At 33.1% G+C, this 25,429-nt stretch carries 21 protein-coding genes and 1 pseudogene; 18 read left to right on the forward strand and 4 right to left on the reverse strand.

The window, feature by feature from the left end:
• Nucleotides 1-15 precede the first annotated feature (15 nt).
• The 3 genes from ffh (at nt 16) to NMM13_RS06360 (ending at nt 3,510) form a co-directional block, all read left to right on the forward strand.
• Complete coding sequence (ffh, locus tag NMM13_RS06350) at nt 16-1,587, forward strand: signal recognition particle protein (protein WP_125826372.1); 1,572 nt, start codon at nt 16-18, stop codon at nt 1,585-1,587.
• 66 nt (nt 1,588-1,653) lie between these two features.
• The gene (locus NMM13_RS06355) at nt 1,654-2,421 is read left to right on the forward strand and encodes an alpha/beta hydrolase (protein ID WP_254728137.1); all 768 of its coding nucleotides are present in this window, start codon (nt 1,654-1,656) and stop codon (nt 2,419-2,421) included.
• Between the two features lie 105 nt (nt 2,422-2,526).
• Entirely contained in the window at nt 2,527-3,510 is a 984-nt protein-coding gene (locus tag NMM13_RS06360) for an acetylxylan esterase (protein WP_201037615.1), read from the forward strand.
• A 1,337-nt stretch (nt 3,511-4,847) separates the two neighbouring features.
• On the opposite strand, the pseudogene NMM13_RS06365 reads toward NMM13_RS06360, so the two are convergent.
• Nucleotides 4,848-5,479 (reverse strand): annotated as a pseudogene (locus NMM13_RS06365) (IS982 family transposase); the annotation flags it as partial.
• A 473-nt stretch (nt 5,480-5,952) separates the two neighbouring features.
• Nucleotides 5,953-6,966, reverse strand: a complete 1,014-nt coding sequence (locus NMM13_RS06370) for a hypothetical protein (protein WP_254728139.1) — start codon at nt 6,964-6,966, stop codon at nt 5,953-5,955.
• Nucleotides 6,967-7,064: 98 nt separating this feature from the next.
• Here NMM13_RS06370 and NMM13_RS06375 point away from each other — a divergent pair, with 98 nt between their 5' ends.
• The 15 genes from NMM13_RS06375 (at nt 7,065) to msr(D) (ending at nt 24,654) form a co-directional block, all read left to right on the forward strand.
• Nucleotides 7,065-7,265 (forward strand): zinc-ribbon domain-containing protein, encoded by a 201-nt coding sequence (locus NMM13_RS06375; protein ID WP_301355111.1) that lies wholly within the window; start codon nt 7,065-7,067, stop codon nt 7,263-7,265.
• 912 nt (nt 7,266-8,177) lie between these two features.
• A complete protein-coding gene (locus NMM13_RS06380; protein WP_156672308.1) occupies nt 8,178-8,786 on the forward strand; it encodes a helix-turn-helix domain-containing protein in 609 nt (202 codons plus the stop codon).
• A gap of 212 nt (nt 8,787-8,998) precedes the next feature.
• Nucleotides 8,999-9,487: a zinc-ribbon domain-containing protein gene (locus NMM13_RS06385; protein WP_254728141.1), complete on the forward strand. Its 489-nt coding sequence runs from the start codon at nt 8,999-9,001 to the stop codon at nt 9,485-9,487.
• Between the two features lie 457 nt (nt 9,488-9,944).
• A complete protein-coding gene (locus NMM13_RS06390) occupies nt 9,945-11,702 on the forward strand; it encodes a DUF4365 domain-containing protein (protein WP_254728143.1) in 1,758 nt (585 codons plus the stop codon).
• A 128-nt stretch (nt 11,703-11,830) separates the two neighbouring features.
• Complete coding sequence (locus NMM13_RS06395) at nt 11,831-13,312, forward strand: LA2681 family HEPN domain-containing protein (protein WP_004252828.1); 1,482 nt, start codon at nt 11,831-11,833, stop codon at nt 13,310-13,312.
• Between the two features lie 652 nt (nt 13,313-13,964).
• On the forward strand, nt 13,965-14,564 hold the full coding sequence (locus NMM13_RS06400) for a hypothetical protein (protein ID WP_004252832.1): 600 nt from the start codon (nt 13,965-13,967) through the stop codon (nt 14,562-14,564).
• A 286-nt stretch (nt 14,565-14,850) separates the two neighbouring features.
• Nucleotides 14,851-15,552 carry a lantibiotic protection ABC transporter ATP-binding protein PcfF gene (gene pcfF / locus NMM13_RS06405; RefSeq protein ID WP_004252834.1) on the forward strand — a complete coding sequence of 234 codons (702 nt, stop codon included), beginning with the start codon at nt 14,851-14,853 and terminating at the stop codon, nt 15,550-15,552.
• 4 nt (nt 15,553-15,556) lie between these two features.
• Complete coding sequence (gene pcfE / locus NMM13_RS06410) at nt 15,557-16,297, forward strand: lantibiotic protection ABC transporter permease PcfE (protein WP_004252835.1); 741 nt, start codon at nt 15,557-15,559, stop codon at nt 16,295-16,297.
• Nucleotides 16,297-17,037 carry a lantibiotic protection ABC transporter permease PcfG gene (gene pcfG, locus NMM13_RS06415; protein WP_049517878.1) on the forward strand — a complete coding sequence of 247 codons (741 nt, stop codon included), beginning with the start codon at nt 16,297-16,299 and terminating at the stop codon, nt 17,035-17,037. Before pcfE ends, pcfG begins: the two co-directional genes overlap by 1 nt.
• A 75-nt stretch (nt 17,038-17,112) precedes the next feature.
• A complete protein-coding gene (locus tag NMM13_RS06420) occupies nt 17,113-17,772 on the forward strand; it encodes a response regulator transcription factor (RefSeq protein WP_004252839.1) in 660 nt (219 codons plus the stop codon).
• Nucleotides 17,763-19,130, forward strand: coding sequence for a sensor histidine kinase KdpD (locus NMM13_RS06425; RefSeq protein WP_023918143.1), 1,368 nt, complete (start codon nt 17,763-17,765; stop codon nt 19,128-19,130). Before NMM13_RS06420 ends, NMM13_RS06425 begins: the two co-directional genes overlap by 10 nt.
• 526 nt (nt 19,131-19,656) lie before the next feature.
• Complete coding sequence (locus tag NMM13_RS06430) at nt 19,657-20,535, forward strand: aminoglycoside phosphotransferase family protein (RefSeq protein WP_004252845.1); 879 nt, start codon at nt 19,657-19,659, stop codon at nt 20,533-20,535.
• Nucleotides 20,536-21,297: 762 nt separating this feature from the next.
• Complete coding sequence (locus NMM13_RS06435; protein WP_000873143.1) at nt 21,298-21,468, forward strand: hypothetical protein; 171 nt, start codon at nt 21,298-21,300, stop codon at nt 21,466-21,468.
• Between the two features lie 385 nt (nt 21,469-21,853).
• A complete protein-coding gene (gene mef(A), locus NMM13_RS06440; RefSeq protein WP_000417519.1) occupies nt 21,854-23,071 on the forward strand; it encodes a macrolide efflux MFS transporter Mef(A) in 1,218 nt (405 codons plus the stop codon).
• 119 nt (nt 23,072-23,190) lie between these two features.
• On the forward strand, nt 23,191-24,654 hold the full coding sequence (gene msr(D) / locus NMM13_RS06445) for an ABC-F type ribosomal protection protein Msr(D) (RefSeq protein WP_000420313.1): 1,464 nt from the start codon (nt 23,191-23,193) through the stop codon (nt 24,652-24,654).
• 117 nt (nt 24,655-24,771) lie between these two features.
• On the opposite strand, the gene NMM13_RS06450 is transcribed toward msr(D), so the two are convergent.
• Together NMM13_RS06450 and NMM13_RS06455 are read right to left on the reverse strand one after the other, a co-directional pair.
• Nucleotides 24,772-25,071: a DUF5960 family protein gene (locus NMM13_RS06450; protein ID WP_001072467.1), complete on the reverse strand. Its 300-nt coding sequence runs from the start codon at nt 25,069-25,071 to the stop codon at nt 24,772-24,774.
• Nucleotides 25,058-25,426, reverse strand: a complete 369-nt coding sequence (locus tag NMM13_RS06455; protein ID WP_000567222.1) for a hypothetical protein — start codon at nt 25,424-25,426, stop codon at nt 25,058-25,060. The genes NMM13_RS06450 and NMM13_RS06455 overlap by 14 nt, the downstream gene beginning before the upstream one ends.
• Nucleotides 25,427-25,429 lie beyond the last annotated feature (3 nt).

Below are 25,429 nucleotides of genomic sequence, written 5' to 3' on the forward strand. Positions count from 1 at the left end.
ACTAGGAGAAAGAGTATGGCATTTGAAAGTTTAACCGAACGTTTACAAAACGTCTTTAAAAATCTTCGTAAGAAAGGGAAAATCTCTGAAGCAGATGTCCAAGAGGCAACCAAAGAGATTCGTCTAGCCCTCTTAGAGGCCGACGTTGCCCTTCCTGTTGTAAAAGACTTCATCAAACGGGTCCGCGAGCGGGCTGTAGGTCATGAAGTCATCGAAACCTTGAACCCTGCCCAACAAATCGTGAAGATTGTCGATGAAGAATTGACAGCGATTTTGGGTTCAGAAACAGCAGAAATTATCAAATCTCCAAAGATTCCAACCATTATCATGATGGTCGGTCTTCAAGGGGCTGGTAAAACAACCTTTGCGGGTAAATTGGCCAACAAATTGGTCAAGGAAGAGAATGCACGTCCTTTGATGATTGCGGCCGATATCTATCGTCCAGCAGCCATAGACCAGTTGAAGACTCTTGGTCAACAGATCAATGTCCCTGTCTTCTCACTTGGTACAGAAGTCCCTGCAGTAGAGATCGTTCGTCAAGGTTTGGAGCAAGCGAGAGCCAACCACAATGACTATGTTTTGATCGATACGGCGGGTCGTCTGCAAATCGACGAAAAACTCATGGGCGAGTTGCGTGATGTCAAAGCCCTTGCTGAGCCAAATGAAATCCTCTTGGTTGTCGATGCTATGATTGGTCAAGAAGCAGCCAATGTGGCGCGTGAGTTCAATGAACAACTCGAAGTAACTGGTGTGATCTTGACCAAGATCGATGGGGATACCCGTGGTGGTGCGGCCCTTTCTGTCCGTCAGATTACTGGGAAGCCAATCAAGTTCACTGGTACTGGTGAAAAAATCACTGATATCGAAACCTTCCACCCAGACCGTATGTCTGGTCGGATCCTCGGTATGGGGGATATGCTGACGCTGATCGAGAAGGCTTCTCAAGAATACGATGAGAAACGCTCTCTTGAACTCGCTGAGAAGATGCGGGAAAATACCTTTGACTTCAACGATTTCATCGATCAGTTAGACCAAGTTCAAAACATGGGACCAATGGAAGACCTGCTCAAGATGCTTCCAGGGATGGCAAATAACCCTGCCATGAAGAACCTCAAGGTCGATGAACGAGAAATTGCTCGCAAACGTGCAATTGTATCATCCATGACCCCAGCTGAACGCGAAAATCCAGATTTATTAAATCCAAGCCGTCGTCGTCGGATTGCTGCTGGATCAGGGAACACCTTTGTCGAAGTCAACAAATTCATCAAAGACTTTAACCAAGCCAAGCAGATGATGCAAGGCGTCCTCTCTGGCGATATGAACAAGATGATGAAACAAATGGGCCTCAATCCAAATAACATGCCGAAAAACATGCCTGGTGGAATGCCGGATATGTCTGCCCTCGAAGGCATGATGGGACAAGGTGGCATGCCTGACTTGTCAGCTCTTGGCGGAGGCGCTGGAATGCCTGATATGAGCCAAATGTTTGGTGGCGGTCTCAAAGGAAAAGCCGGTGAATTTATGATGAAACGGGCGATGAACAAGATGGCCAAACAAATGCGCAAAAATAAGAAAAAACGGAAATAATTCTTTCTAATAAGGGCCTGGAACACACTGTTCTGGGTTCTTTTAGAAACTACTACTAGAGGAAACATGTTAAAAAAATTATTTCAACAAGTCATTCGTTTCTTTGTAAGACTGTTTTCTTACCACAGAAAGCCCTTTGAATTTCCTAAAGGGTCAAAGAAACCACCAATTAGACCGATTATCTTTGTACCTGGGAGTTCAGCCAGTATCCAGCGATTCAACGGAACCATCCGCATGCTCCATCGCTTTTCTAGAAAAAAGCAAAGTCTTTTAAAAATAAAAGTCAACAAAGATGATTCTATAGAGATGGAGGGAAGACTGAATACGAAAGAGCCGAATCCAATAATTGTGATTGGCTTCGAGAACAATCGAGACGGCTACAGCAATATCAAGCAGCAAATCGAATCCCTTAAGATAGCTCTAACCTACCTTCTTGATCACTATCATTTTACAGAGTTCAAGGCAGTCGGGCATTCTAATGGTGGACTGGTTTTGACTGGTTTATTGGAAAGTGGCTTTTTAGAGAAAAAGAAGGTAACCGTAACCAAGTTGGCTATTATTGGAAGTCCTTACCGTTTCAATCAAGAGATGTATGACGATTTTCAAACATGGAAGCATCGTCTGGGAAAAGAAGTAGAGGTTCTTAATTTTGTTGGTAGCTTTGCTGGAAAATCAGATGGCATCGTCCCTCTCTCTAGTGCACAAGCAGCAAAATCTATTTTTGACAATCAAACCTATACAGAAGTGAATTTAAATGGTCGCAAGGCTCATCATTCAGCTTTACCCACTAATCCAGATCTAGTAAAACAATTAAGTCTATTTTTGAATCTATAATTAAATTACATAATTTCGGTTATGTAATTTTTATTTGTCTCTTGCAATCCTTAAGTAAATATGGTACATTTTTGGTAACGATTACACATAGCTAAGGAGGATTTTATGAAAGATCCCAAATTATTAGAGACAATGAAAAATTACAAGGGACGGGATGACGTTCCTGAAGATTTTGATAGCTTTTGGAATCAAGCCCTAGCAAAGATGACTGAACTGCCTGAATACAAGCTCGAAGAACGAGATTTCAGCATTCCAAATGTTGCTTGTTATGAATTAACCTTTAAAGGAACACGAGATGGATCCGTTTATGCGCGGGTTGTTTTCCCAAAAACGGATCAAAAGGTTCCAGTTATTTTCCATTTTCATGGCTATATGGGCCGTTGTTGGGATTGGTCTGACATGCTGACTTATACAGTAGCCGGCTATGGTGTTGTGACTATGGATGTAAGAGGTCAGTCAGGCTATTCAACAGACGGTGACCGTTCACCACTTGGGAATACGGTAAAAGGACAGATTATCCGCGGAGCCGTGGAAGGTCCGGATGAGCTCTTTTATAAGGATGTCTATTTAGATCTTTACCAGTTAATTGAAATTGTAGCCAGCCTCCCTCAAGTAGACGACAGCAAACTTGCCAGCTACGGAGCCTCTCAAGGCGGTGCCCTTGCTCTGGTTGCTGCTGGATTGAATTCTCGTATACAACGAACGGTAACCATTTATCCATTCTTATCAGATTTCAGACGAGTATTAGAAATTGGAAATACCAGTGAGGCCTATGACGAGCTTTTCCGTTATTTCAAGTTCCATGATCCATTCCATGAAACAGAAGATCGTTTGATGCAGACTTTGGCCTATATTGATGTGAAAAATTTTGCTCATCGGATCAAAGGACAAGTTCACATGATTACAGGACTAGACGATGATGTCTGTTATCCTGAAACGCAGTTTGCTATTTATAATCGCTTAGAATGTCCAAAAGAGCATTTAATTATGCCAGAATATGCGCATGAAGCTATGAACGTTCAAGTCAATGATCGAGTCTATAATTGGCTCTGTGATAGCAAGATTCCATTTCAGTATGTAGAAAAATAAGTTAGAGAAGAAAATAATCAGTAGATCCATGAGGTTTGCTGATTTTATTGTAGTTAAAAACTAAAAGTTTATGTACAATTGACTAAACTAAAGCTAAACCATTGATACAACTAAATTAGAAGCATAAAGTACATTCGTTAAAAAGTGTACTTTATTTTTGTTTTGTACATTATTCTGGAGTGGTATTTTGTATATTTTATAGTTCATCTTATTATCAAATCTAAGAAATTGGTTTATACATTTTTTCAATGATAATCAATGTATAATAAAAAAATTAAAGTTCGAATTCTGAAACTACTTTCACATATATAAAATTGAATCTAAATTGCTGTAGGCCTATAATAAAGATAGGGATAAAAAGAAATCTTCCTAGAAAGGAGTATACTGTATCATATGTGACAGTATTATTAATGAATCATGAAAAAAATAATTACTATAGTACAGTGCATTTTGTTCCCCATGTCTTCTTACATAGCTAGAGAACTATGCTTGATGAGTAAAAATCTAGTCGATAATATGTTCCTTACATTCTTTATCATGCTAACAATTTCTTTTTGGCTTGGTATTTGGAAATTGGGAGATCTTGTGGGAAATCCAAAATAGAAAGTAAAAAGTTGTGCTAGAGATGAGATTTTTATTTATTTTAATTATTAATACACCTTATTTCTTTTATTTAAAATGGAAGGATAAGCCTAAACAAAAAAATAAGTCCTTTTGTTATCTTTATAAGTTTTACATGATTTACTTGTGGTTTATCCTCATAATTTGCATAATGGCTATCGGTATTTTATCCCTTGGAGTAGTAGCTGGTATGGGAAGAAAACTTCCGTTTGGTTTCTTTGTTTTATCTGTTTTATTTGTAGTTCTATTTAGTTTCTATATTTTTAGTATTCTAAAAGAAATAAAGGAATTAAAGCAAATAAAAGGTAAGTAAATATTAACTAAGAGAACTAGCTAACTAGCTTAAGTAAAACATAACACGGCCATGATTCATGAGCCGTGTTTTTGTATGAATGTACATTTGAAAAATTTTTAGTTTTTAGTAAAACTAAAAGTTTATGTACAATTGACTTAACATGAGCTAAACAATTGATACAACTGAATTAGAAGCATAAAGTACATTCTTTAAGGAGTGTACTTTATTTTTATTTTGTACATTATTTTGAAGTGTTATTTTGTATATTTCTAGTTCATAACATCATCTGATTTAAGGAATTGATTTGTACATTTTTACTCTAATAGGTGCAGAAGAAGTAGTGGTTCAATTGTACATTTTTTGCTACTCATTTAAGGTCTTGGTCTTATTGATAGTAAGATATAGATTTTTACTCGTGGTGCTAGTTAATCTCAAAGTATTTCAGATTATAAGTCAGTGCAATTTGCTCCATTCTCAACTGCAATCCTGTTAAGCCTCTAGCTAGTGTTTGTTCGACATCAAAAAAGCACAAAGTTCTGAAAATCGAGTTTCAATAGTCCGTCTCATAGCCATTAGTTTCCAATGATTATGTTGTTTAGCTCTTACCATATTTTGACGTAAAGGCGTCCAAAGATGGTAACTTTTCTGTTTCAACTGTTCTCTGAGTACATAGTTAAGATATGCTAAATCAGCTAAAACATAGGATTGAGAACAATTTTCTAGTAAGTCATCAACTGCCCTAATATCATGTACTGAGGCAGGCGTTACAACATAATTCAGAATATAGCCTGATAGGGTGACCAGCATATGTACTTTGAATCCATAGACCCAAAGGTGCTTAGAGGAATTGTAACCAATGTCGGCTAGTTCATTAAAAACATGTGCTCTATGGTTACGGACTAGTTGACAAAGTGATAAGGGGAAACTATCTATGATGACAATGTTATTGGGAGAAATTTGAGTATTTATGGCTTGCCGAATAATTTGGACTAACCAAATCAACTGCCTTGACCGTCGGTTAAACCGACTTCTTTCAAGGAGACACCCACAAGGATTCTTGTTTAGAAGCACCGAATCAATCAAGAAGGAGCATCCTGAGGTTCCAGCATTTGAAGAATATGACGAGCTACTTGAAGCAATCAAAAAATCCCTATAAAGGGATTCTTTTATACCTATAATACCTTGTGCAAAATAGTCGTATATATCAAAATCAGAGTCACGTTACCTACTATTAGACCAAAAGTAGCAAGCAAGGTCTTTGATGTACCTGGCTTAAAATCTGCACTAATCAAATATGGCCAAAAGCATACTATTGGGAAAATGGCTATTAACACGCATACATAGGTAGGAATGCTTGTCCAAAGAAAGCGTGTCGTCTCTAACCAGTGACCCCATGAAGGTATCACTATTTTGCTTATAGTGAAAAGTATGCATATAAGGTGGACCACTAGAAGATAAATAGCATACTTTGTCTTACTTAGTACTTTTTTCTTTTTCATTTTGCCTAATTATCCCTGCAAATTCTTCTATCGCTCTGCTGCAATATTAGAACTAAAATTAAAATTAACTATATCATTATTCGAATCAAGGTCTAAATTCATAAAATAATGATTCCAAAAGAATTCATTGTTACCTGCTCCCCACTGCACGCCATAATGACCCAAATATTCATCTCTTGGCTCGCTTGGAGTCAGCCATATTTTTTTCCCAAATACTTTCGTGAACTCGTTTTCGTCAAGCTTCTTTAGCAAATCTATACCATCTATATTATATGGAATTCCATATTTTTTAGCAGCTGCTGTGCATTCAGAATCGAAGCAAACCTGCGTAACTACACAGTCCTTCAGCTCCGTACTCTTCCTCTTATCTCCGTAAACACCTATACATCCGAGAACTACATTCTTCTTTACAAGAAGATAAGTCGATCGCGTAACTGCTGAGTCATATGGCTTAAAGCCGTTTGGTACGCTAACCCCCGATCCTTGGTATTTAGAATAGCTTCCCGTTGTCAAAAGCTCATTATAATTAGGATAATCATGTCTACCATTTGACACATAGATTTCAAACCCCTGGTCTATCAAATCCGAAATCTTAGTCTCTGTAAGATGAATTTCAGTTCTGTCAATTTTAAGTGGAGGTGCGTTATCAGGTAGACCTATAATTATATATACAAACATCAAAAACACGAATATCATAAGCACTGCAACGATACCTATCCAAGATTTCCCGGTTCTCCTTCGTGCATTGAAAAGCGCCATTATAGAAGGCGTGATTATAGCAGCACCAATTGGCGCCGCCCCATGACGTAACATGCCCATGACCTTAAAGGCAATTACAGCGCTAATTAGTATTAAAACTATGTGCACTGCATACTCTCCTACGCTTAGCTTACTCGTTCTAGTCTGATTATTTGCTGGGGCATCGTACACTGGAACACCGTTCTCAAAGGTGTTCTCCATTCTATAACGCAGCCAAAACAATATTCCAATAAACACAACTGCCAAGAAAACTAGCATTCCGATAAAAACTAATTTTTCCATATGTAACCTTTTGTCTGACCTAATTATCGTCCATCAAAATTCATATCTAGTCTACCACATTACAAGAAATATTAAAAGAATAGGATTATCTTAATAATATTTTATTAGCAAATCCAACTGAAATAACTGAATTAAGTAATACTAATGTATGGTGGATATGTAAGGAAAACTCAAATCATCGATACAAACTTAAAATTAATGAAAAAATTAAGTATAAAAAGCGCTCATTAATAAGTTGCCCAATTTGCAAAGGTTTAAGAAGAAAACAGGAGCATTTTGTTAGATTAAAGATATACTAGAGAATACTAAAATCAAACAAAGTAAAAACACTCTAAAGTTCATTAAATTGATTATAGAGTGTTTTTTGTTGTCAAAATGTACATTTGAAAAATTTTTAGTTTTCACTTAAATAAAGTACATTTTACAGAAGATGAACGGCTTTAAAAATTTCCAGTGTTCACTTAAATAAAGTACATAATTGAGTGTAATTAGCTTAAAAAATTTTTTTGGTTATTTTTGGTAATAGATAGGGATACAAAACAGTCCTAAAAAAACTAAAAGTTTATGTACAATTGACTTAACGTGAGCTAAACTATTAATACAACTGAATTAGAAGCATAAAGTACATTCTTTAAGGAGTGTACTTTATTTTTGTTTTGTACATTATTTTGGAGTGCTATTTTGTATGTTTTTTAGTACATAATATCCTCTAATCTGAGAAATTAATTTGTACATTATTTTCAATGATAATCAATGTATAATAAAAAATTTAAAGTTCAAATTCTGAAATTACCTTCATATATAAATAATTGAATATAAATTGCTGTAGGCCTATAATAAAGATAGGGATAATAAGAATTCTTCCTAGAAAGGAGTATACTGTATCCTAAGGGTCAGTATTATTAATAAATCATGAAAAAAATAATTATTTTTATCTTTATGGTTTTGCCATAGTAAACAATTTATAATAGAAGGTACGGAAGATATGATACAAGAATATCATAACTATTGGTTTCATATAAAAGGCTCAATTATTGGAGAACTTATTGGACTAATTGTCTGCTTAATTGTTGGCTTAGTTGTATCACTATTATAAAGACAATTTACACTTATTCAACCATTAGTTGATATAAAAAATATCCCACTCAACCAATGGTATGTGTACTTTTTAATAATAATAATTTACACTTAAATTTAAGGAGGTAAAAGTTATGGATCAGATTAAAATTGGAAAATTTATAGCTGAAAGTAGGAAAAAGAATAATTTGACTCAAATGCAACTTGCAGAAAAGTTAAATATTACAGATAGGGCTATATCTAAATGGGAAAATGGAAAAGCAATGCCTGATTCATCAATTATGCTAGATTTATGTAATGAACTTAAAATAAGTGTAAATGAATTATTAAGTGGGGAGATGATTGATATGAATAATTATAATGAGATAGCAGAAAAAAATTTGTTAGAAATGGCAAAAAAGGAAGAAATGCAAAATAAAAAACTAATGATGTATGAAAATGTTATTGGTTTTGGCTCAACAATATCTTTTTTAACACTAATTTTTGTTACATCATTTTTAATAGAGAATAATATAGCAAGAATATTGTTGTTTATATTAGCATTCGTTCTTTTAATAATAGGTGTTTCATTTGCATTAAAAATAGAAACAGAAACAGGTTATTATGAATGTCAAAAATGCCATAATAAATATGTGCCAAAATACAGTAAAGTATATTTTGCAATGCACTTTGGAACTACAAGATATATGAAATGTCCAAAATGTAATGAGAAAAGTTGGCAAAGAAAAGTTTTAAGTAAATAAAAAATTACAAGTTATAGAGATAATTATAAGAGCCCATCGGCTCTTATTTTTTTGCTTTAAATCCTGTTCACTCACAAACTTTTTCTTATTGAAACTATTAAAGCTTGTTCACTATTCGAAGAGAAGTTTCTCAGTGTTGTCCTTACTGTAACAACGATAAGCCTCTGAAGGGGTATAATACATTTGATTATTTGTACCCTGAACTAGCAAAATTGTGGGTACCAAATAATAAAGTCTCTATAGATAGTTTTGTTCCATTATTAACTGAAAAAAGGTTCAATTTATGGCGCTGCAAAGAATGTAACTTTGAATTTCATGAGCGCTTAAGCATTATATTAAATAAGTATTTAAGTTCCGAGACAAAAGATCTTAAAGAAATGTGTCCATTTTGTGCAGAACTAAAAGAAAGACAAGATAATATCTCGTTTGAAGATTTGATGAACGAGTGGGATTATCTTAATAATCTTATTCTAGAAGATCCAGAAAGAATCCCAAATAATACGCAATTAAGATTTTGGTGGATTTGTAAGAATAATCCAGAATATCGTTATAGAATGGCTATCGTAGATAAGATTGCAAATGTAAAACGATCTATCGAGCCATGCGTGTTTTGTAAAGGGCGTAGACAAAAAAGAGAACATTTTGTCCCTTATAAAAAATTTAAAAACGGGTTCAAATTTGAACTTGTTTTTTTATCATAGATTTTTATAAAGTACATTATTTTAAAAGATTGTATTTTTAGTTTTCAAGTAGATAATGTACAAAATTTTAGTATGCGAAAGATTTAGTTTTCGCGGGAATAAAGTACATTTTTTGGTCAAAAAAAAACTAAAAGTTTATGTACAATTGACTAAACAAGACTTAAACCATTGATATAACTGAATTAGAAGCATAAAGTACATTATTTAAAAAGTGTACTTTATTTTTGTTTTGTACATTATTCTGGAGTGACATTTTGTATGTTTTATAGTTCATCATATAATCAAATCTAAGAAATTGATTTGTACATTTTTTACTCAAGTAACAGCAGAAGAAGTGGTGGTTCAATTGTACATTTTTTTGAAACTTATTTATGTTCCTACTTAACACAAGATATAGATTTTTATTTTGTTGATGGTATAATAAATAATACATAGTGTTATGTTATGAGGTGATAATTTGGCAAATAATAGGCAAATTGAAACGTTAGGCGTTTCATATCTGGAAACATTTATTAACAGAAATAAGTTGCTTCAGACTTATTTCGATAACAATGATAAAACTCCAGCGTGGGATGGAGAAATTCATGTTCTTAAAAATGCTAGTGAGAAAAAGAGCGAAATATTTGGGAGAGTACCTGTCCAAATTAAAGCAACTAAACGTAAGAACAATTCAATGAAATCTTTCCCAGTAGATATGCGTGATTTAGAATTGTATTCAAAAAACGGTGGGGTAGTTTTATTCGTAGTTTGGTTAGATGAGAATGGTAATTTAAAAGATATTTTTTATAAGTCACTGCCACCTTTTTCTATAAAGAAGATAATTAAAGGAAGTAAATTAAAAAATAAGTCTACAATTAATAAAACGATTTCGGTACATATTCATAAACTAGATGAACAAAAAATTTATCCGATGTTAGTTGATTTTGTTACCAATAGTCAGAAACAGCATAGTTTTATAAATATCGATGGGATGTCAATTGAAAATATACCCAATAATAAAGAGATCAAGCTTTACTTTTATGGTCAGGGGCATGAAGGAATATTTAATTACCAGAAGGAACACGACCTCTTTCTTTATCTTAGGGATCCTGAAACTGCCATCGAAATTCCACTTGAAAATTCAATAGAGATTGTTGAAACTTTCGAAGCAACAGATTTAATTATTGAGATAGGAGATTATATTTTTGAAGATATAGAGAGACATTATTTTCCTGACGGAGAGGTACAGCTTCATTTTGGGGAAGGTTTTAAAATATCCTTTAACAATGGGAAAGCTCAACCTAAATTTAATTATTCAAGACCTAATATGCTGTCAGATGCTATAAAGTGTACTCAGGCACTTAAAGAACTAGGAAAAGTAGGATTTTTCACACTCAATGGTATTAGTATAGAACTAGATGAACGGTCTTTATCGGATATTAATTCGCTTGATTTAGATAGCCATATAAAAGAATTGTCGAAAATATCAAATTTCATAAAGAAAATGGGGATAAAAAAAGAGCTTGATTTATCCCTCTTTAATGAACAATCTCAAAGAAATTTAAATATCCTTAATTCAGGTCTAGTATTAAAAAACAAGGTGGCGTTAAATTACGAGGAATCGAAATTGTTTAATCTTAAGATTGCTAACATACATATTAGTACTCTATATGCATTTCATGAAGGTAATAATGGAACTATGATAGATATTTTCACTGAAACTCCTTGGTGCAGGAGAGGCGAGGATGAGGATATTTCTTTATTTGAGGTTTTTAGGCCCGAAGATTGGTTAACAATTGATAACTGTAACTTTGATTCGGTTATTGCCTCATACCAAAGATTAGTTGACTGTAGTGTAGAAAACGTGTGTGCTGACGATACCATAATAAAAATAGTTGCTGCAGCCGATATGACAGAAGAAGTTTCAAAAAAAGAACAGTTGCTTAACTGGGCTCAACGTCTTTCTGACTGGAACATGAACCATATAAAAGAAAATAGCATAAGCATCATAAATGATCTTCAAATTAAATATAGAAATCGTGAATTAGATAATACTGAAATAGAGAAGCTTACTAATATTTTATTAAATAATAAAGATAATGATGAAATTTGTTTTGGTGCATCAGTGTTATTAAAATCAAAACCACAAGCTGATTTATTTTGGACTAAGTTAGATAAAGAAACTCAAGAAAGATATCAGGTTTACCCTATTTATAATTTATATAAGGTATTATAACTTAAATTTATTGCAACTCGAATTTTTCTTAATCTTAATATGATAAAAGAGTTTTTATCTGATATGTTAGTTGAAGAACAAGAAAATAAAGGAAAATCAAATTTAAAATCGAAATATTTAGGATGAAGATGTTAACAAATAATCCAATTAATCATAGTGTACTTAAATTGTCAAAGGATTTCGATAATGCTTTTAAACATAAAAATATAGTGGAAATCTATAGACTAATAGAATTTGGAAAAAATATGGAAAATACTATTGATGATATTTCCAAAATTCAATTATTTTATTCTATTGGGACAGCATATGGTGATATATTTGAACTAAGTAATAACCTAGTATTCAACATAGATACCGATTGTACAGTTCAACAAATTTATTACTTTAGAAAAGCTATCGAAATTTCAAATAATATTGATATAGATCCTGAGAACAATAGCTTTATTCACCCATTATTATGTTCACTATACACCAATTACGCAAATCTATTAGATGCTTGTGGTAGAAAACAGTTAGCTATTAAGATGTATTGTAAATGTATACAAATCAATCCAAGATTCACAATGGCTAGTGGTAACTTGGCTATTTGTCTACATCATTATCGTAATTTTTTGAATGATAACGAACATCTTCACTTTATTAAAAAAATTAAAAATTTAATAGAAACAAGTATAACTGTTTCAGATCCAAACAGAGTTGATTATGCAGAAAAGCGATTTATTGAACTTTACGAACAATATCTTAATTATAAAGACTTAGATGAATGCTCTTGTAAAACCATCGATTATAATCCTAATTCACAAAAGTATCGCGAATGGTGTTGGAACAACGGGCTGTATCTTAATCCACTTAATGACTTACAAGCTGACGATATAAATAGATATGATGATAATCTTTTACTACCAAGTTTATTATTTCAATCAGATAAAGATTTAAACAAATATTTTTCTATGTTTAATCAAATTAAGCAAGAATATGTTTATGCGCGTTATCTCTGTTTTAATAGCATTGAGATTGATTCGGTTCATTATGCTGACGAGTATGTTAATCTTATTGATTGTCTAGACTACGTACAATACTCTATCAGAATTGAAGGATTAAAAGCAGCTTTTAAAACACTATATTCATTATTAGATAAAGTAGCAATGCTTATAAATGAATATTATTGTCTAAAAATCATGCCTCGACAAGTAAATTTTCATTCAATCTGGAGAACAAATAGTAATTTAAATAAATTGTTGGATAAAAATATTGGTTTGTCTTCTATATTCTGGATATCGAAAGATTTTGATAATGGTGATAATTCTTTAACAGCAAATCCACACGCAAAGCTATTAAAAACTATTAGAAATTATTTAGAGCATAGATTTACTAATATTACATTGAATTTTATTGATGTAAATAAAGACAATGACGAAAGCAGATTATATCTAACTGAAATTGAATTGCAAGAGTGTACATTAGATTTATTAAATCTTGTAAGAGAAGTTATTTTTTCATTAAAAAATGCCATTCAAATAAGTGAAAATGAAAAACAATCTACTCTAAGCAGTGAAGTTGCTTTAATTCCGATAAATTATGAAGAAGTAGATTTGGAAGATAAATTATAGCATTAAGCATACAATTTATGGTCGTTATAAAAAGCAATAGTCTAAATTCATTTAACTAATCGACTTAACTAGAGCTAAACCATTGATAAAACTGAATTAGAAGGATAAAGTACACTCATTAAGCAGTGTACTTTATTTTTGTTTTGTACATTATTTGTTGATTGCTTAATCAATACTACATCTCTATCAGGCAATTCAGACTCCATTTAGTCCTCTAAAACTCACGTTGAGGCGGTATCACTGCTTGTACGAGCTGAAGCATCAGCGAGGTAGAAGAAGATGTTCTGCCCATGGGACAGCTGTCTTAGAGTAAGGAATTTACGACGAAACGATACGGTAACAGCGAACCGCTGAGAGTGTTTCTCTGCTCTTAAAAGTGAACGAAAGAAATAATGAAAAGCGTGAAGGTAGCTTCTCTAATCGAATAGAGGGTAAGAATCAGAGTAATAGTTCAAGTATGGCTTCTGGATACTATAGTCTGACATGCTATCAATCTATTTCAGAAGCTGGACAAATTGTAATAACTTTCCTTGAAGGAACTGAGGTAGATTTATAAGAGACTGTGACTGGGAAGTTGCAGTCTTTTTAGGGGTTTAATGGTATAATGTAATTATAAATGTGGATATTGTCTAAATACTCTGGAGGACGCATAATGTTGAATTTAGTAAAAGGTCACCGAGTTACCTTGGTAGAAAACCTGTTTGAATCATTTACAAAGTTAACTGAACATCATTTGATGGCGAATGTACACTCAGAAAAAATATTAGAGGTTTTTCAACACTTTATTGCGATTCATGACGAGCCCTTGTTTTTTATTTTGGAATTGCCTGTCAGTATTGATAGAGAAAAAGTAATAGCAAAGAATATTATCAAGGAATCCCATAAGGATGTTTATTATATTGATGGTTGTTCAAGAGAGGAATGCCTAGAACTGTTGATTAGATACGGTGATTTGCTTGTTAATGATGGACTAAGTAAGTTTGGATTTGGTGGGCATAAAAGTCATGATGAGATCATGCTTGATAGCTATAATGTTGTGACAATTTATAGTAAAGAACTATCGAAATTTAATGACTTTTTTGAACCTCATAATATTCAATTTGTAGAAGAACTAGTGACAGCTTGGAAAACTTTTTCTAAGACCTCACCAGGAATCTCTGAAATCTATGAATGTAATGGAAAAACTGTTTATGATTTGCCTGAAGAATTAGCTGAATGGAGAATATATTTAGCTGAAACTCGAACAGAATAGGCATATCTATAGGATTAAAAAGAGAATACTTCAATTCCTTAAAATTTGATTTAGAGTAAGGTGGAGATTGAAGTTGTAAGATAAATAATGGTTATTTATGGCAGAACTCTGGTTCTGCCTTTTTTATTTATGAAGTATATGAAATATGGCATAAAAGACTAAAGAAAAAAATGCAAAACATTTAATATATTAGAATTTTCTTGCTACTTTTTAAAAATATTTTTTCCTTACAGAATCCTTAAAATTATTTTTTATACTATTTACAAGATTAAAGGAGGAATAAAATATGAACAAATATATTTTAGAAACAAATGAGCTAACAAAAGTTTTTGGAAAACAAAAAGCTGTAAATAATGTGTCATTAAAAATTGAGGAAAATTCAGTATATGGATTACTAGGACCTAATGGTGCAGGTAAATCTACGACATTAAAGATGATTACAGGTATGTTACACAAGACGTCAGGTGAAATTATGTTTGAAGGACATGAATGGAGTAGAAATGATTTATCAGATATTGGTGCTTTAATCGAGATGCCACCCTTATACGAAAATTTAAGTGCAAGAGAAAATCTTAAAGTTAGAACATTATTACTTGGATTGCCTGAAGCAAGAATTGATGAAGTTTTAGAAATTGTAGATTTAAAAAATACCGGAAAAAAGAAAAGCGGTCAATTTTCTTTGGGGATGAAACAAAGATTAGGTATTGCAATTGCTTTATTAAATAATCCTAAACTATTGATACTAGATGAACCGACAAACGGATTAGATCCATTAGGAATTCAAGAATTACGTGATTTGATACGTAGTTTTCCTGAAAAAGGGATAACAGTGATTTTATCAAGCCATATTCTGGCAGAAGTAGAACATACTGCAGATCACATAGGAATTATTCATGATGGAGAATTAAAATATCAAAACATCATTGATCATAATGAAAATTTAGAAGAACTTTTTATGGATGTTGTAAAGAATGGAAAGAGAGTATAGATTAATGAAAAATTATATTTTTGCAGAAACTTTGAAACACAAACACAGTTTTTTGTTGAAGATATTATTTATTGCACCAATTATATCTTTACTTGTTGCGTTTGTATTAATGCCATTATATTTTAGTGTAAATGCATATAATTGGTGGTATGTGATGATTATGCCAGCAACTTTCGCTTTAATACCAGCAATGATGCATAGAAAAGAAGAGAGAAAATTAAACTACCGAGCAATTTTTCCACTCAATATTGATTTAAAAACGATATGGATTTCAAAAATATTAACAGCTTCAATTTATCTAAGTATAACTGCTATTTTGCATATGCTAGGAGTATTTGTTTTTCAATTTTTCATTGGAGAACAATTAACAGGAAACTATGCATTCACGACATTATTATTCGCAAGTGTATTATTGGTTATAACTAACATATGGCAAGTTCCATTTTGTTTTTTCCTGGCTAAAAAGTTTGGGTTTATAGCAAGCATTGTAGTAAACGCTGTATTAGGTCTTGTGTTAGGAATTTTGTTAGCTGACGGTTCTATGTGGATTTATTGCCCTTATTCTTGGGGGATTAGATTGATGGTACCCGTTATGCGTATTTTACCGAACGGTATCCCAACAGAAGTATCAGATCCAATGATTTTAAACACATCCTTACTTGTTCCTTGTATTTTATCAATATGTTTGTTTACATTATTGACTTTCATTACTGCAAAATGGTTTTCTAAGCAAGAGGTGAAGTAATGATGAAAATATTAAAATCAGAGTTTTATAAATTGAAGCATACATGGATTCCCTGGGCTCACTTTATCTTACCTGTTTTATATGCACTAATATTTTATGGAGCAGCAACATTTACAAGTCTAAAAAATTTTTCTGATATGGATATCATACTGAATTATTTTGTGCTTTTAGGTGCTATCTTACCAATAATATTTGGTGCTATCACATCTAAGGTTGTTGACATGGAAGCAAGTGCTGGACGATTTCAAGTGATTCTATCAACTACAAAATCCAGAAGCAAGGCTTATGGCGGAAAACTTATAATGCTCTTATTGAGTTTTCTATTTTCTATAAGTTTAGCAGTTTTTATATTTGCAATGCTATTTGGTAATCAAGCGACTATGGCTTGGTTAATTGAATTATTATTAGTTTTTATAGGATGTTTATCTACATATATGATTCATTTATGCGTATCACTTATGTTAGGTGGTGGTGCATCTATTGGATTGGGATTTGTGGAAACGTTGATTGCTTTACTTTCAATAACCAATTTAGGTGAAAATATCTGGTATTATTTACCTTGTACTTGGGCATCGAGATTATCTGCAACATATATTGTTGGAAGTGAATTGGCTGATAGCTCATATTTAATTAAAGAGTTTACCATGTGGGGCTATGTAGCAATACCTATTACAGTAGTCATTTTTACTGGCTCTTTATTATGGTTCAATAGGTGGGGTGGAAAGTCAATCAGTGAATAATAGCTCTAAATGTATTTGTAAATGGAATATGGTATAATAATAATAAAATATTTATAAATATGGAGGTGGTTTGGTATGGCAAGAATTCTTGCTATAGATGATGAATTAGATATGCTGACTCTAATCAAGAATATTTTAATAAAAGGAGATCATATTGTTGATATTTACCAAACCACGGTAGATATTGATGAAAATAGTTTGGGGAAATATGACTTAATATTACTTGATGTAATGATGCCAGAGGTTGATGGAATCAGCTATTGTAAAAATATACGTAGCAAAGTGGATTGTCCGATTATCTTTTTAACTGCAAAAGCAATGGAAACGGATATAGTAGATGGCTTATTAAGTGGAGGAGATGACTATATTACCAAACCATTTGGTGTTGGTGAATTGTTAGCAAGGGTAGAAGCTCATCTGAGAAGAGAACAAAGAGAAAAACATTCGAGTTTAAACCTAGGGAATATAAGATTTGATTTATCCTCCAATCAAGTATTTGTGAAGGAAGAAGAAATTCATCTGACAAAGTCTGAGTATCAAATTTCTAAACTTTTAGCAAAGAGAAAGGGACAAGTTTTTTCAAGAGAACAAATATATGAAATGATTTTTGGATTTGATGGGATTGGTGATTCTTCTGCCATATCAGAACATGTAAAAAATATTAGAGCAAAGTTCTTAAAATTTGGTGAAAATCCAATTTCTACAGTTTGGGGGATTGGTTATAAATGGAATTAATTAGAAAAGGACAGTCGCTCAAAATAGTATTTCTTAAATACTTAATGACTGTTGGAGTTGGTTTAGGATGTGCCATCGTACTAGCTTTATTAACTTTTACAGCGTTTTATAGTGTTGGTTTGATTGTTCCGGCTAACCATACAGAAAATTTATTACAAAAAGATAAATATAAAATTTTAAATAAAATTGACTTTGATGAAGCATTGATACCTAAAGGAGCTAGCTATATGTTTTTATCGCCAGATGGTGAAGTGATAAAAACTAATATGGATGAAGCTATTCAACTGAAAGCTAAGAATTTTCACAATCATGAGGGATTTTCAACTCCATCTTCTTCATTTATAGAATTTAAAAGGAATGATGGATATGTATTAATCCATTATTCACTAGAGCCACGCTACAATAATGATTGGATGGAAAAATATTTCCCTAGCATAGATTTACTATTAATATTTTTATTAATCATTTTCTTTTTAATGAGTGCATTTGTGGCTACTCTAATCTGGGCAAAACGAATAACAAGGCAATTATCTCCAATGCTAGATGCATCAGATAAAATCGCCAACCATGAATTAGACTTTGAAATAGGAAGTTCAAATATCAAAGAATTTAATGATGTCTTAAATAGCCTTGATATAATGAAAAAAGCCTTAAGTGATTCATTAAGAGAGAATTGGATTAAAGAAGAGAATAAGAGAAGTCAGATATCGGCATTAATGCATGACTTAAAAACTCCGGTTTCTATTGTCCAAGGTAATGCTGAATTGTTAAAGGTAACTGATCTAACTGATGAACAAAAAGATTATGTAGCGTACATTATAAAAAATTCAACACGTATATCAGATTATACAAAAGCTCTGATGGAGATGAATCAGTCAATTAAATTAAACTCGTTGAATTTACAAAAAGTAAAGGTGTCAGAAATAATCGAAAGAGTTAGTGAAATAGCGAGAGAGATTACACTAATACATGACCGTACTATATCTAAATCTATTAATTGTGAAGATTCAGATGTAATGATAGATATACAATTATTTGAAAGAGTCATTCAAAATATATTTAGTAATGCTATTCAATATTCACCAGACAAATCCAACATTGAATTACTAATAATGACTACAGATAAGATACTTTCAATATCTGTGATAGACGAAGGCCCAGGATTTTCTAATGAGGATTTAAAACGAGGAACGGAGCAATTTTACCGTGGAGATAAGAGTAGACATTCAGCTACAAACTATGGTTTAGGTTTATATAATTCTTGGAAAATAATGTTATTACATAATGGACGCATCATATTAGAAAACAACTCGGATAAACATGGTGCAAGTGTAAAGTTAGAATTACCATTACTATAATAGAACAGGAATTGTTTTCAAATGGAATTTATTAAAAATATATCCTTTTTGCTTTTGGTGTAGAATAGAAAATTTACTCCGCTATCAAGCAAGAATCTTACATAGTAGAAAGCTAAATGAACTTTGATAACTGAACAAATTCTAAATGTTAACTTATAAATTTCTAGTAGGAACGGAAGAAAATCTGTGTTTAACTGCAACTAGTAAGTTGCAGTTTTTTATTTTGAATAATGATATAATAGGATAAGAAAATAATGAAAACGCTATATATTTGAAAGTTGATTAGGAAGTAGAAAGTATGAAAACAATTGATATGATTATTAAATCATCAACTGAATTTTATATCGATTTAGTTTATCAGCTTTCAGATACGGTGAGACACATTTTAACTTTATTATTAGGGAAAGCAACTAGATAGCGTATTATTAAGATATTTTTACATATTGGAAACTAAAGTGTAGACGAACTGGATGGGTTACTAGTGAAAACTGCAAGAAGTGTTGGAAAGTGAATCGGAGAGTGCTTGATGAATTTTATTAGTAAGATAGCCATAAATAAAGGCTGGTCAGATGATAAAAAATATTGTGTGACAGATCAAAATCAGCAAAAATATTTCTTGCGTGTTTCTGATAAGGAGAAGTTAGATTCTAAAAAATCTGAATATGATATGATGGAGAAAGTAGCTTCTCTTGGAATTCCGATGTGTAAACCGATTAGTATAGAACTCTGTGATGATGAAGTGCATTCTTTACACGAATGGATAGACGGGAAAGATGCAAGAGAAACCATTTTAACTGTTTCGAAAGAACAACAATACACTTACGGAGTAGAAGCAGGAAGTATACTTCGAAAAATTCATTCACTTCCTGTTACAGAAGTTCGTGAAGATTGGGAACCCTTTTTTAATCGTAAAATTGATGACAAAATCAAAAAATACAAAGAATGCCCCGTTCAATACGAGAATGGTCAGATTTTTATTGATTTTTTAAATGCAAATAGAGAATTATTAAAAGATAGACCTCAGGTTTTCCAACATGGAGATTATCATATCGGGAATTTCATGATTGGTGAAGATCGTAATATTTATGTCATTGACTTTGATCGATTTGACCTTGGAGATCCTTGGGAGGAATTCAATCGTATTGTATGGTCTGCTCAAGTTTCACCTTCTTTTGCCTCTGGTATGATAGATGGATATTTTGATCATAAGGTTCCAGATTTATTTTGGAAACTTCTTGCTATCTATATTCTAAATAACATAGTTGGTGCTCTTCCATGGTCTGTTCCTTACGGAGTTGAAGAAATATCAGTAATGCAAAATCAAGCTAAGGAAATTTTAGAATGGTATGATGATATGAAGCAAATCATTCCTAGTTGGTATTTGATTGAGAAAAAAGCTGAATAATAAAAGAGTTGATTAAAGAAGAATTTGGTAGTTGGGACGTTAAAAGTAAAGAGACTCAACAAGTTTACAAGTTAGCAAGTAAATTTTTTAAGTGACAATTATCAGCTATAAAGTTGAAAAATGGTAACTATAAAATAGTTTCATTCTACATTTTAATTTTAAACAACAACTCAGTTACTTTCGTTCTTTAATATAGGAGTATACTAGCACCACATGTTGAGGCGGTAAGTTTGCTAGTCAAGGAGTAAAACGACGAAGATTAGCATTTACTTCCGCCCATGCGATAGCTGTCCGTGATTGACAAGTGCTAGCACGCAGACAGAACGGAGATAGCGAACCGCTGAGTGTGTCGCTCTGCTCGTAAAAGCTTAGAAACCTTTGAACGAAAGGGATAATGAAAGCCTTGATTGCAAGGCTTTTTGCTTTATGGTGGGTAAGTATCAGAGTGAGAAAATTTTTGGAATGAGTAGAAGTGATAGCTAGAAATTATCAGTTTCTATTTCCATTTACCCTGTGGGTACGTGTTTGTTTCCATTGACAAGGAGTTTGTGGGAATAGAAATGTACCCACCTTGTTTGAATCAAGTGAAGTGTAGTTGAAGGAAATCTGTTGAAAGCAATACTTCATTTTACCGAATAAGTAATAATTTAGGCAACTTCAAATCGATTAAAAAAAACTATTTTAAAGGTTAAGAGTAGACAAAAATTGTCCACTCTTTTTTGCAAACTCAATTTATCAATAAATGAAATGAGGGAATGTAAAATGAAATATTTTGAGGTTGAGTTAGAAAATCCTGATGAATTTTTAAAACTACAAACAGAAGATTTTGTGAAAGCTAATCGCTTGCTACTAAGGAAGATAATCCAGAGCGTTACAGTCTATGAAGAAAACTTCGTCATATCCTTTAAATCTGGCATCGAATTGGAAGTATGAGTCTCATTCCATAACTTTTATATTGAACATATCATCTTGTTGTGTTATACTATAAATTGATATAAACAAAGATGTAGGAGGAACCGAAACTATGACAGCCTCAATGCGTTTAAGATAAGCTGGCAATAAAAAAAGCAGAATCTATACCCGATGATAGGCTTTTTTGTTGTGCTTATTTATACGATATTGAGCATTCATTAGTTACGGTGAGGATATTGGTTATTTAACTATACCTTTATTTAACTATGTCTTTAATATGAATGTTTCCAAATTGTATGTATGCAGACCAAAAGCCACATTGTGGGGTTTGGCCTGCATTTTTTATTGCCTAGAATGCTATTCAAAATAGAAATTCAAGCAAAATAATATGCAGGAGATAATATAAATGGAAAAATACAACAATTGGAAACGAAAATTTTATGCAATATGGGCAGGGCAAGCAGTATCATTAATCACTAGTGCCATCCTGCAAATGGCGATTATTTTTTACCTTACAGAAAAAACAGGATCTGCGATGGTCTTGTCTATGGCTTCATTAGTAGGTTTTTTACCCTATGCGATTTTGGGACCTGCCATTGGTGTGCTAGTGGATCGTCATGATAGGAAGAAGATAATGATTGGTGCCGATTTAATTATCGCAGCAGCTGGTGCAGTGCTTGCTATTGTTGCATTCTGTATGGAGCTACCTGTCTGGATGATTATGATAGTATTGTTTATCCGTAGCATTGGAACAGCTTTTCATACCCCAGCACTCAATGCGGTTACACCACTTTTAGTACCAGAAGAACAGCTAACGAAATGCGCAGGCTATAGTCAGTCTTTGCAGTCTATAAGCTATATTGTTAGTCCGGCAGTTGCAGCACTCTTATACTCCGTTTGGGATTTAAATGCTATTATTGCCATCGACGTATTGGGTGCTGTGATTGCATCTATTACGGTAGCAATTGTACGTATACCTAAGCTGGGTAATCAAGTGCAAAGTTTAGAACCAAATTTCATAAGGGAGATGAAAGAAGGAGTTGTGGTTCTGAGACAAAACAAAGGATTGTTTGCCTTATTACTCTTAGGAACACTATATACTTTTGTTTATATGCCAATCAATGCACTATTTCCTTTAATAAGCATGGAACACTTTAATGGAACGCCTGTGCATATTTCTATTACGGAAATTTCCTTTGCATTTGGGATGCTAGCAGGAGGCTTATTATTAGGAAGATTAGGGGGCTTCGAAAAGCATGTATTACTAATAACAAGTTCATTTTTTATAATGGGGACCAGTTTAGCCGTTTCGGGAATACTTCCTCCAAATGGATTTGTAATATTCGTAGTTTGCTGTGCAATAATGGGGCTTTCGGTGCCATTTTATAGCGGTGTGCAAACAGCTCTTTTTCAGGAGAAAATTAAGCCTGAATATTTAGGACGTGTATTTTCTTTGATCGGAAGTATCATGTCACTTGCTATGCCAATTGGGTTAATTCTTTCTGGATTCTTTGCTGATAAAATCGGTGTAAATCATTGGTTTTTACTATCAGGTATTTTAATTATTGGCATTGCTATAGTTTGCCAAATGATAACTGAGGTTAGAAAATTAGATTTAAAATAAACAATATTGGAGGAATATTTATGTATCTTATTTTCATGTAACTCTTCCTGCTAAAATCGCAGGGTTTTCCCTGCATACAAGCAAATGAAAGCATGCGATTATAGACAGGAGGAAATGTTATGGAATTAATATTAAAAGCAAAAGACATTCGTGTGGAATTCAAAGGACGCGATGTTTTAGATATAAATGAATTAGAAGTATATGATTATGACCGTATTGGTTTAGTAGGAGCAAATGGTGCTGGAAAAAGCACTTTACTCAGGGTACTTTTAGGAGAATTAACTCCCCCAGGATGTAAAATGAATCGTCTGGGTGAACTTGCCTATATTCCCCAGTTGGACGAAGTAACTCTGCAGGAGGAAAAAGATTTTGCACTTGTAGGCAAGCTAGGTGTTGAGCAATTAAATATACAGACTATGAGCGGTGGTGAAGAAACAAGGCTTAAAATAGCACAGGCCTTATCGGCACAGGTTCATGGTATTTTAGCGGATGAACCTACGAGCCATTTAGACCGTGAAGGAATTGATTTTCTAATAGGACAGCTAAAATATTTTACAGGTGCACTGTTAGTTATTAGCCATGACCGCTATTTTCTTGATGAAATAGTAGATAAAATATGGGAACTGAAAGATGGCAAAATCACTGAGTATTGGGGAAACTATTCTGATTATCTTCGTCAGAAAGAGGAAGAACGTAAGAGCCAAGCTGCAGAATACGAACAATTTATTGCGGAACGTGCCCGATTGGAAAGGGCTGCGGAGGAAAAGCGAAAACAGGCTCGTAAAATAGAACAGAAGGCAAAAGGTTCTTCAAAGAAAAAAAGTACTGAAGACGGAGGGCGTTTAGCTCATCAAAAATCAATAGGAAGTAAGGAAAAAAAGATGTATAATGCTGCTAAAACCCTAGAGCACAGGATTGCGGCCTTAGGAAAAGTAGAAGCTCCGGAAGGCATTCGCAGAATTCGTTTCAGGCAAAGTAAAGCATTGGAGCTCCATAATCCATACCCTATAGTCGGTGCAGAAATTAATAAAGTATTTGGGGATAAGGCTCTGTTTGAAAATGCATCTTTTCAAATTCCGTTAGGAGCAAAAGTGGCGTTAACTGGTGGTAATGGAATCGGAAAAACAACTTTAATCCAAATGATCTTAAACCATGAAGAAGGAATTTCTATTTCGCCTAAGGCAAAAATAGGTTACTTTGCACAGAATGGTTACAAGTACAACAGTAATCAGAATGTTATGGAGTTTATGCAGAAGGATTGTGACTACAATATATCAGAAATTCGTTCAGTGCTAGCATCTATGGGGTTCAAACAGAACGATATTGGAAAAAGTTTATCTGTTTTAAGCGGTGGAGAAATTATAAAATTGTTGCTTGCTAAAATGCTCATGGGTAGATATAACATCCTAATAATGGATGAACCCAGTAACTTCCTTGACATACCAAGTTTAGAGGCTTTGGAAATACTAATGAAGGAGTACACCGGAACTATCGTGTTTATCACCCACGATAAACGATTACTCGAAAATGTAGCAGATGTAGTTTATGAAATTAGAGATAAGAAAATAAATCTGAAACATTAAATTTAAGGTAGTCGCTGGTCAGTATAGTCTGTTCTGGTTGGCGACTCCATTGTTGAAGAGTATAAAGACTTTAGATTTTATGAATATTAAAAATAGGAACAGTCAATTGAACTGCTCCTATTTTTCTGCTAAATATATTGTAGTTTTCTTATATGTATAATGATAGATTAGCGGATTCTCATCTACGGTACTTACTTCAAATATGAAGAAGTGATCGCGGTTATCTCTGGACTTTTCCTTATTGAGGACAAAGTAATTCTTACGTGAAGTCGCCATTGTTTTTAGGATATCATCAGTTAGGAAGGTCAATGGAATATTCATGTTAGAGTAGCGGTAGAAGTCACGTTCAAAATCTTGGTAGCTCTCGCTATAATAGTCCATTTGTAGGTGATTACGCTGAAACTCAAGCTGATTCATAGAGCACCTCCTCGACAAGTTCAATACTAATAATGTCTTTTAATTTCAAATTGATGTGACCTGTTGTAGTTTTTATCAAAATGAAATCTTTGGTCAGACTTGGTATTGTTCCAGTGTAGGAAACACGCTTGTTTTTTTCAATCACTTGAATGCGTGTGCGTAGCTGCCCGGCGTATACTTGACTGAGGAGTAATAATTTCTTCTCTAGTGATAAGTCAGACATGTACGTTACTTTGTTTGTATCATCAGAGAGTGCTGATGCATGTTCAGATAGGAAAAAGCCCATCCATTTTTGCATCTTTGTATCCTGGTACTCTCTTGCTGATTGAAATGGTAAATATGAACGGTCAATCATATC

The organism is Streptococcus sp. CF8_St5-11 (assembly GCF_024295625.1).
Classification (GTDB): domain Bacteria; phylum Bacillota; class Bacilli; order Lactobacillales; family Streptococcaceae; genus Streptococcus.

Excerpts from the sequence above, each read along its gene's own strand:
- ffh (WP_125826372.1), top strand. The coding sequence starts at position 16 with ATGGCATTTGAAAGTTTAACCGAACGTTTACAAAACGTCTTTAAAAAT.
- NMM13_RS06355 (WP_254728137.1), top strand. The coding sequence starts at position 1,654 with ATGTTAAAAAAATTATTTCAACAAGTCATTCGTTTCTTTGTAAGACTG.
- NMM13_RS06360 (WP_201037615.1), top strand. The coding sequence starts at position 2,527 with ATGAAAGATCCCAAATTATTAGAGACAATGAAAAATTACAAGGGACGG.
- NMM13_RS06370 (WP_254728139.1), bottom strand. The coding sequence starts at position 6,966 with ATGGAAAAATTAGTTTTTATCGGAATGCTAGTTTTCTTGGCAGTTGTG.
- NMM13_RS06380 (WP_156672308.1), top strand. The coding sequence starts at position 8,178 with ATGGATCAGATTAAAATTGGAAAATTTATAGCTGAAAGTAGGAAAAAG.
- NMM13_RS06395 (WP_004252828.1), top strand. The coding sequence starts at position 11,831 with ATGTTAACAAATAATCCAATTAATCATAGTGTACTTAAATTGTCAAAG.
- NMM13_RS06400 (WP_004252832.1), top strand. The coding sequence starts at position 13,965 with ATGTTGAATTTAGTAAAAGGTCACCGAGTTACCTTGGTAGAAAACCTG.
- pcfF (WP_004252834.1), top strand. The coding sequence starts at position 14,851 with ATGAACAAATATATTTTAGAAACAAATGAGCTAACAAAAGTTTTTGGA.
- pcfE (WP_004252835.1), top strand. The coding sequence starts at position 15,557 with ATGAAAAATTATATTTTTGCAGAAACTTTGAAACACAAACACAGTTTT.
- pcfG (WP_049517878.1), top strand. The coding sequence starts at position 16,297 with ATGATGAAAATATTAAAATCAGAGTTTTATAAATTGAAGCATACATGG.
- NMM13_RS06420 (WP_004252839.1), top strand. The coding sequence starts at position 17,113 with ATGGCAAGAATTCTTGCTATAGATGATGAATTAGATATGCTGACTCTA.
- NMM13_RS06425 (WP_023918143.1), top strand. The coding sequence starts at position 17,763 with ATGGAATTAATTAGAAAAGGACAGTCGCTCAAAATAGTATTTCTTAAA.
- NMM13_RS06430 (WP_004252845.1), top strand. The coding sequence starts at position 19,657 with ATGAATTTTATTAGTAAGATAGCCATAAATAAAGGCTGGTCAGATGAT.
- NMM13_RS06435 (WP_000873143.1), top strand. The coding sequence starts at position 21,298 with ATGAAATATTTTGAGGTTGAGTTAGAAAATCCTGATGAATTTTTAAAA.
- NMM13_RS06450 (WP_001072467.1), bottom strand. The coding sequence starts at position 25,071 with ATGAATCAGCTTGAGTTTCAGCGTAATCACCTACAAATGGACTATTAT.
- NMM13_RS06455 (WP_000567222.1), bottom strand. The coding sequence starts at position 25,426 with ATGATTGACCGTTCATATTTACCATTTCAATCAGCAAGAGAGTACCAG.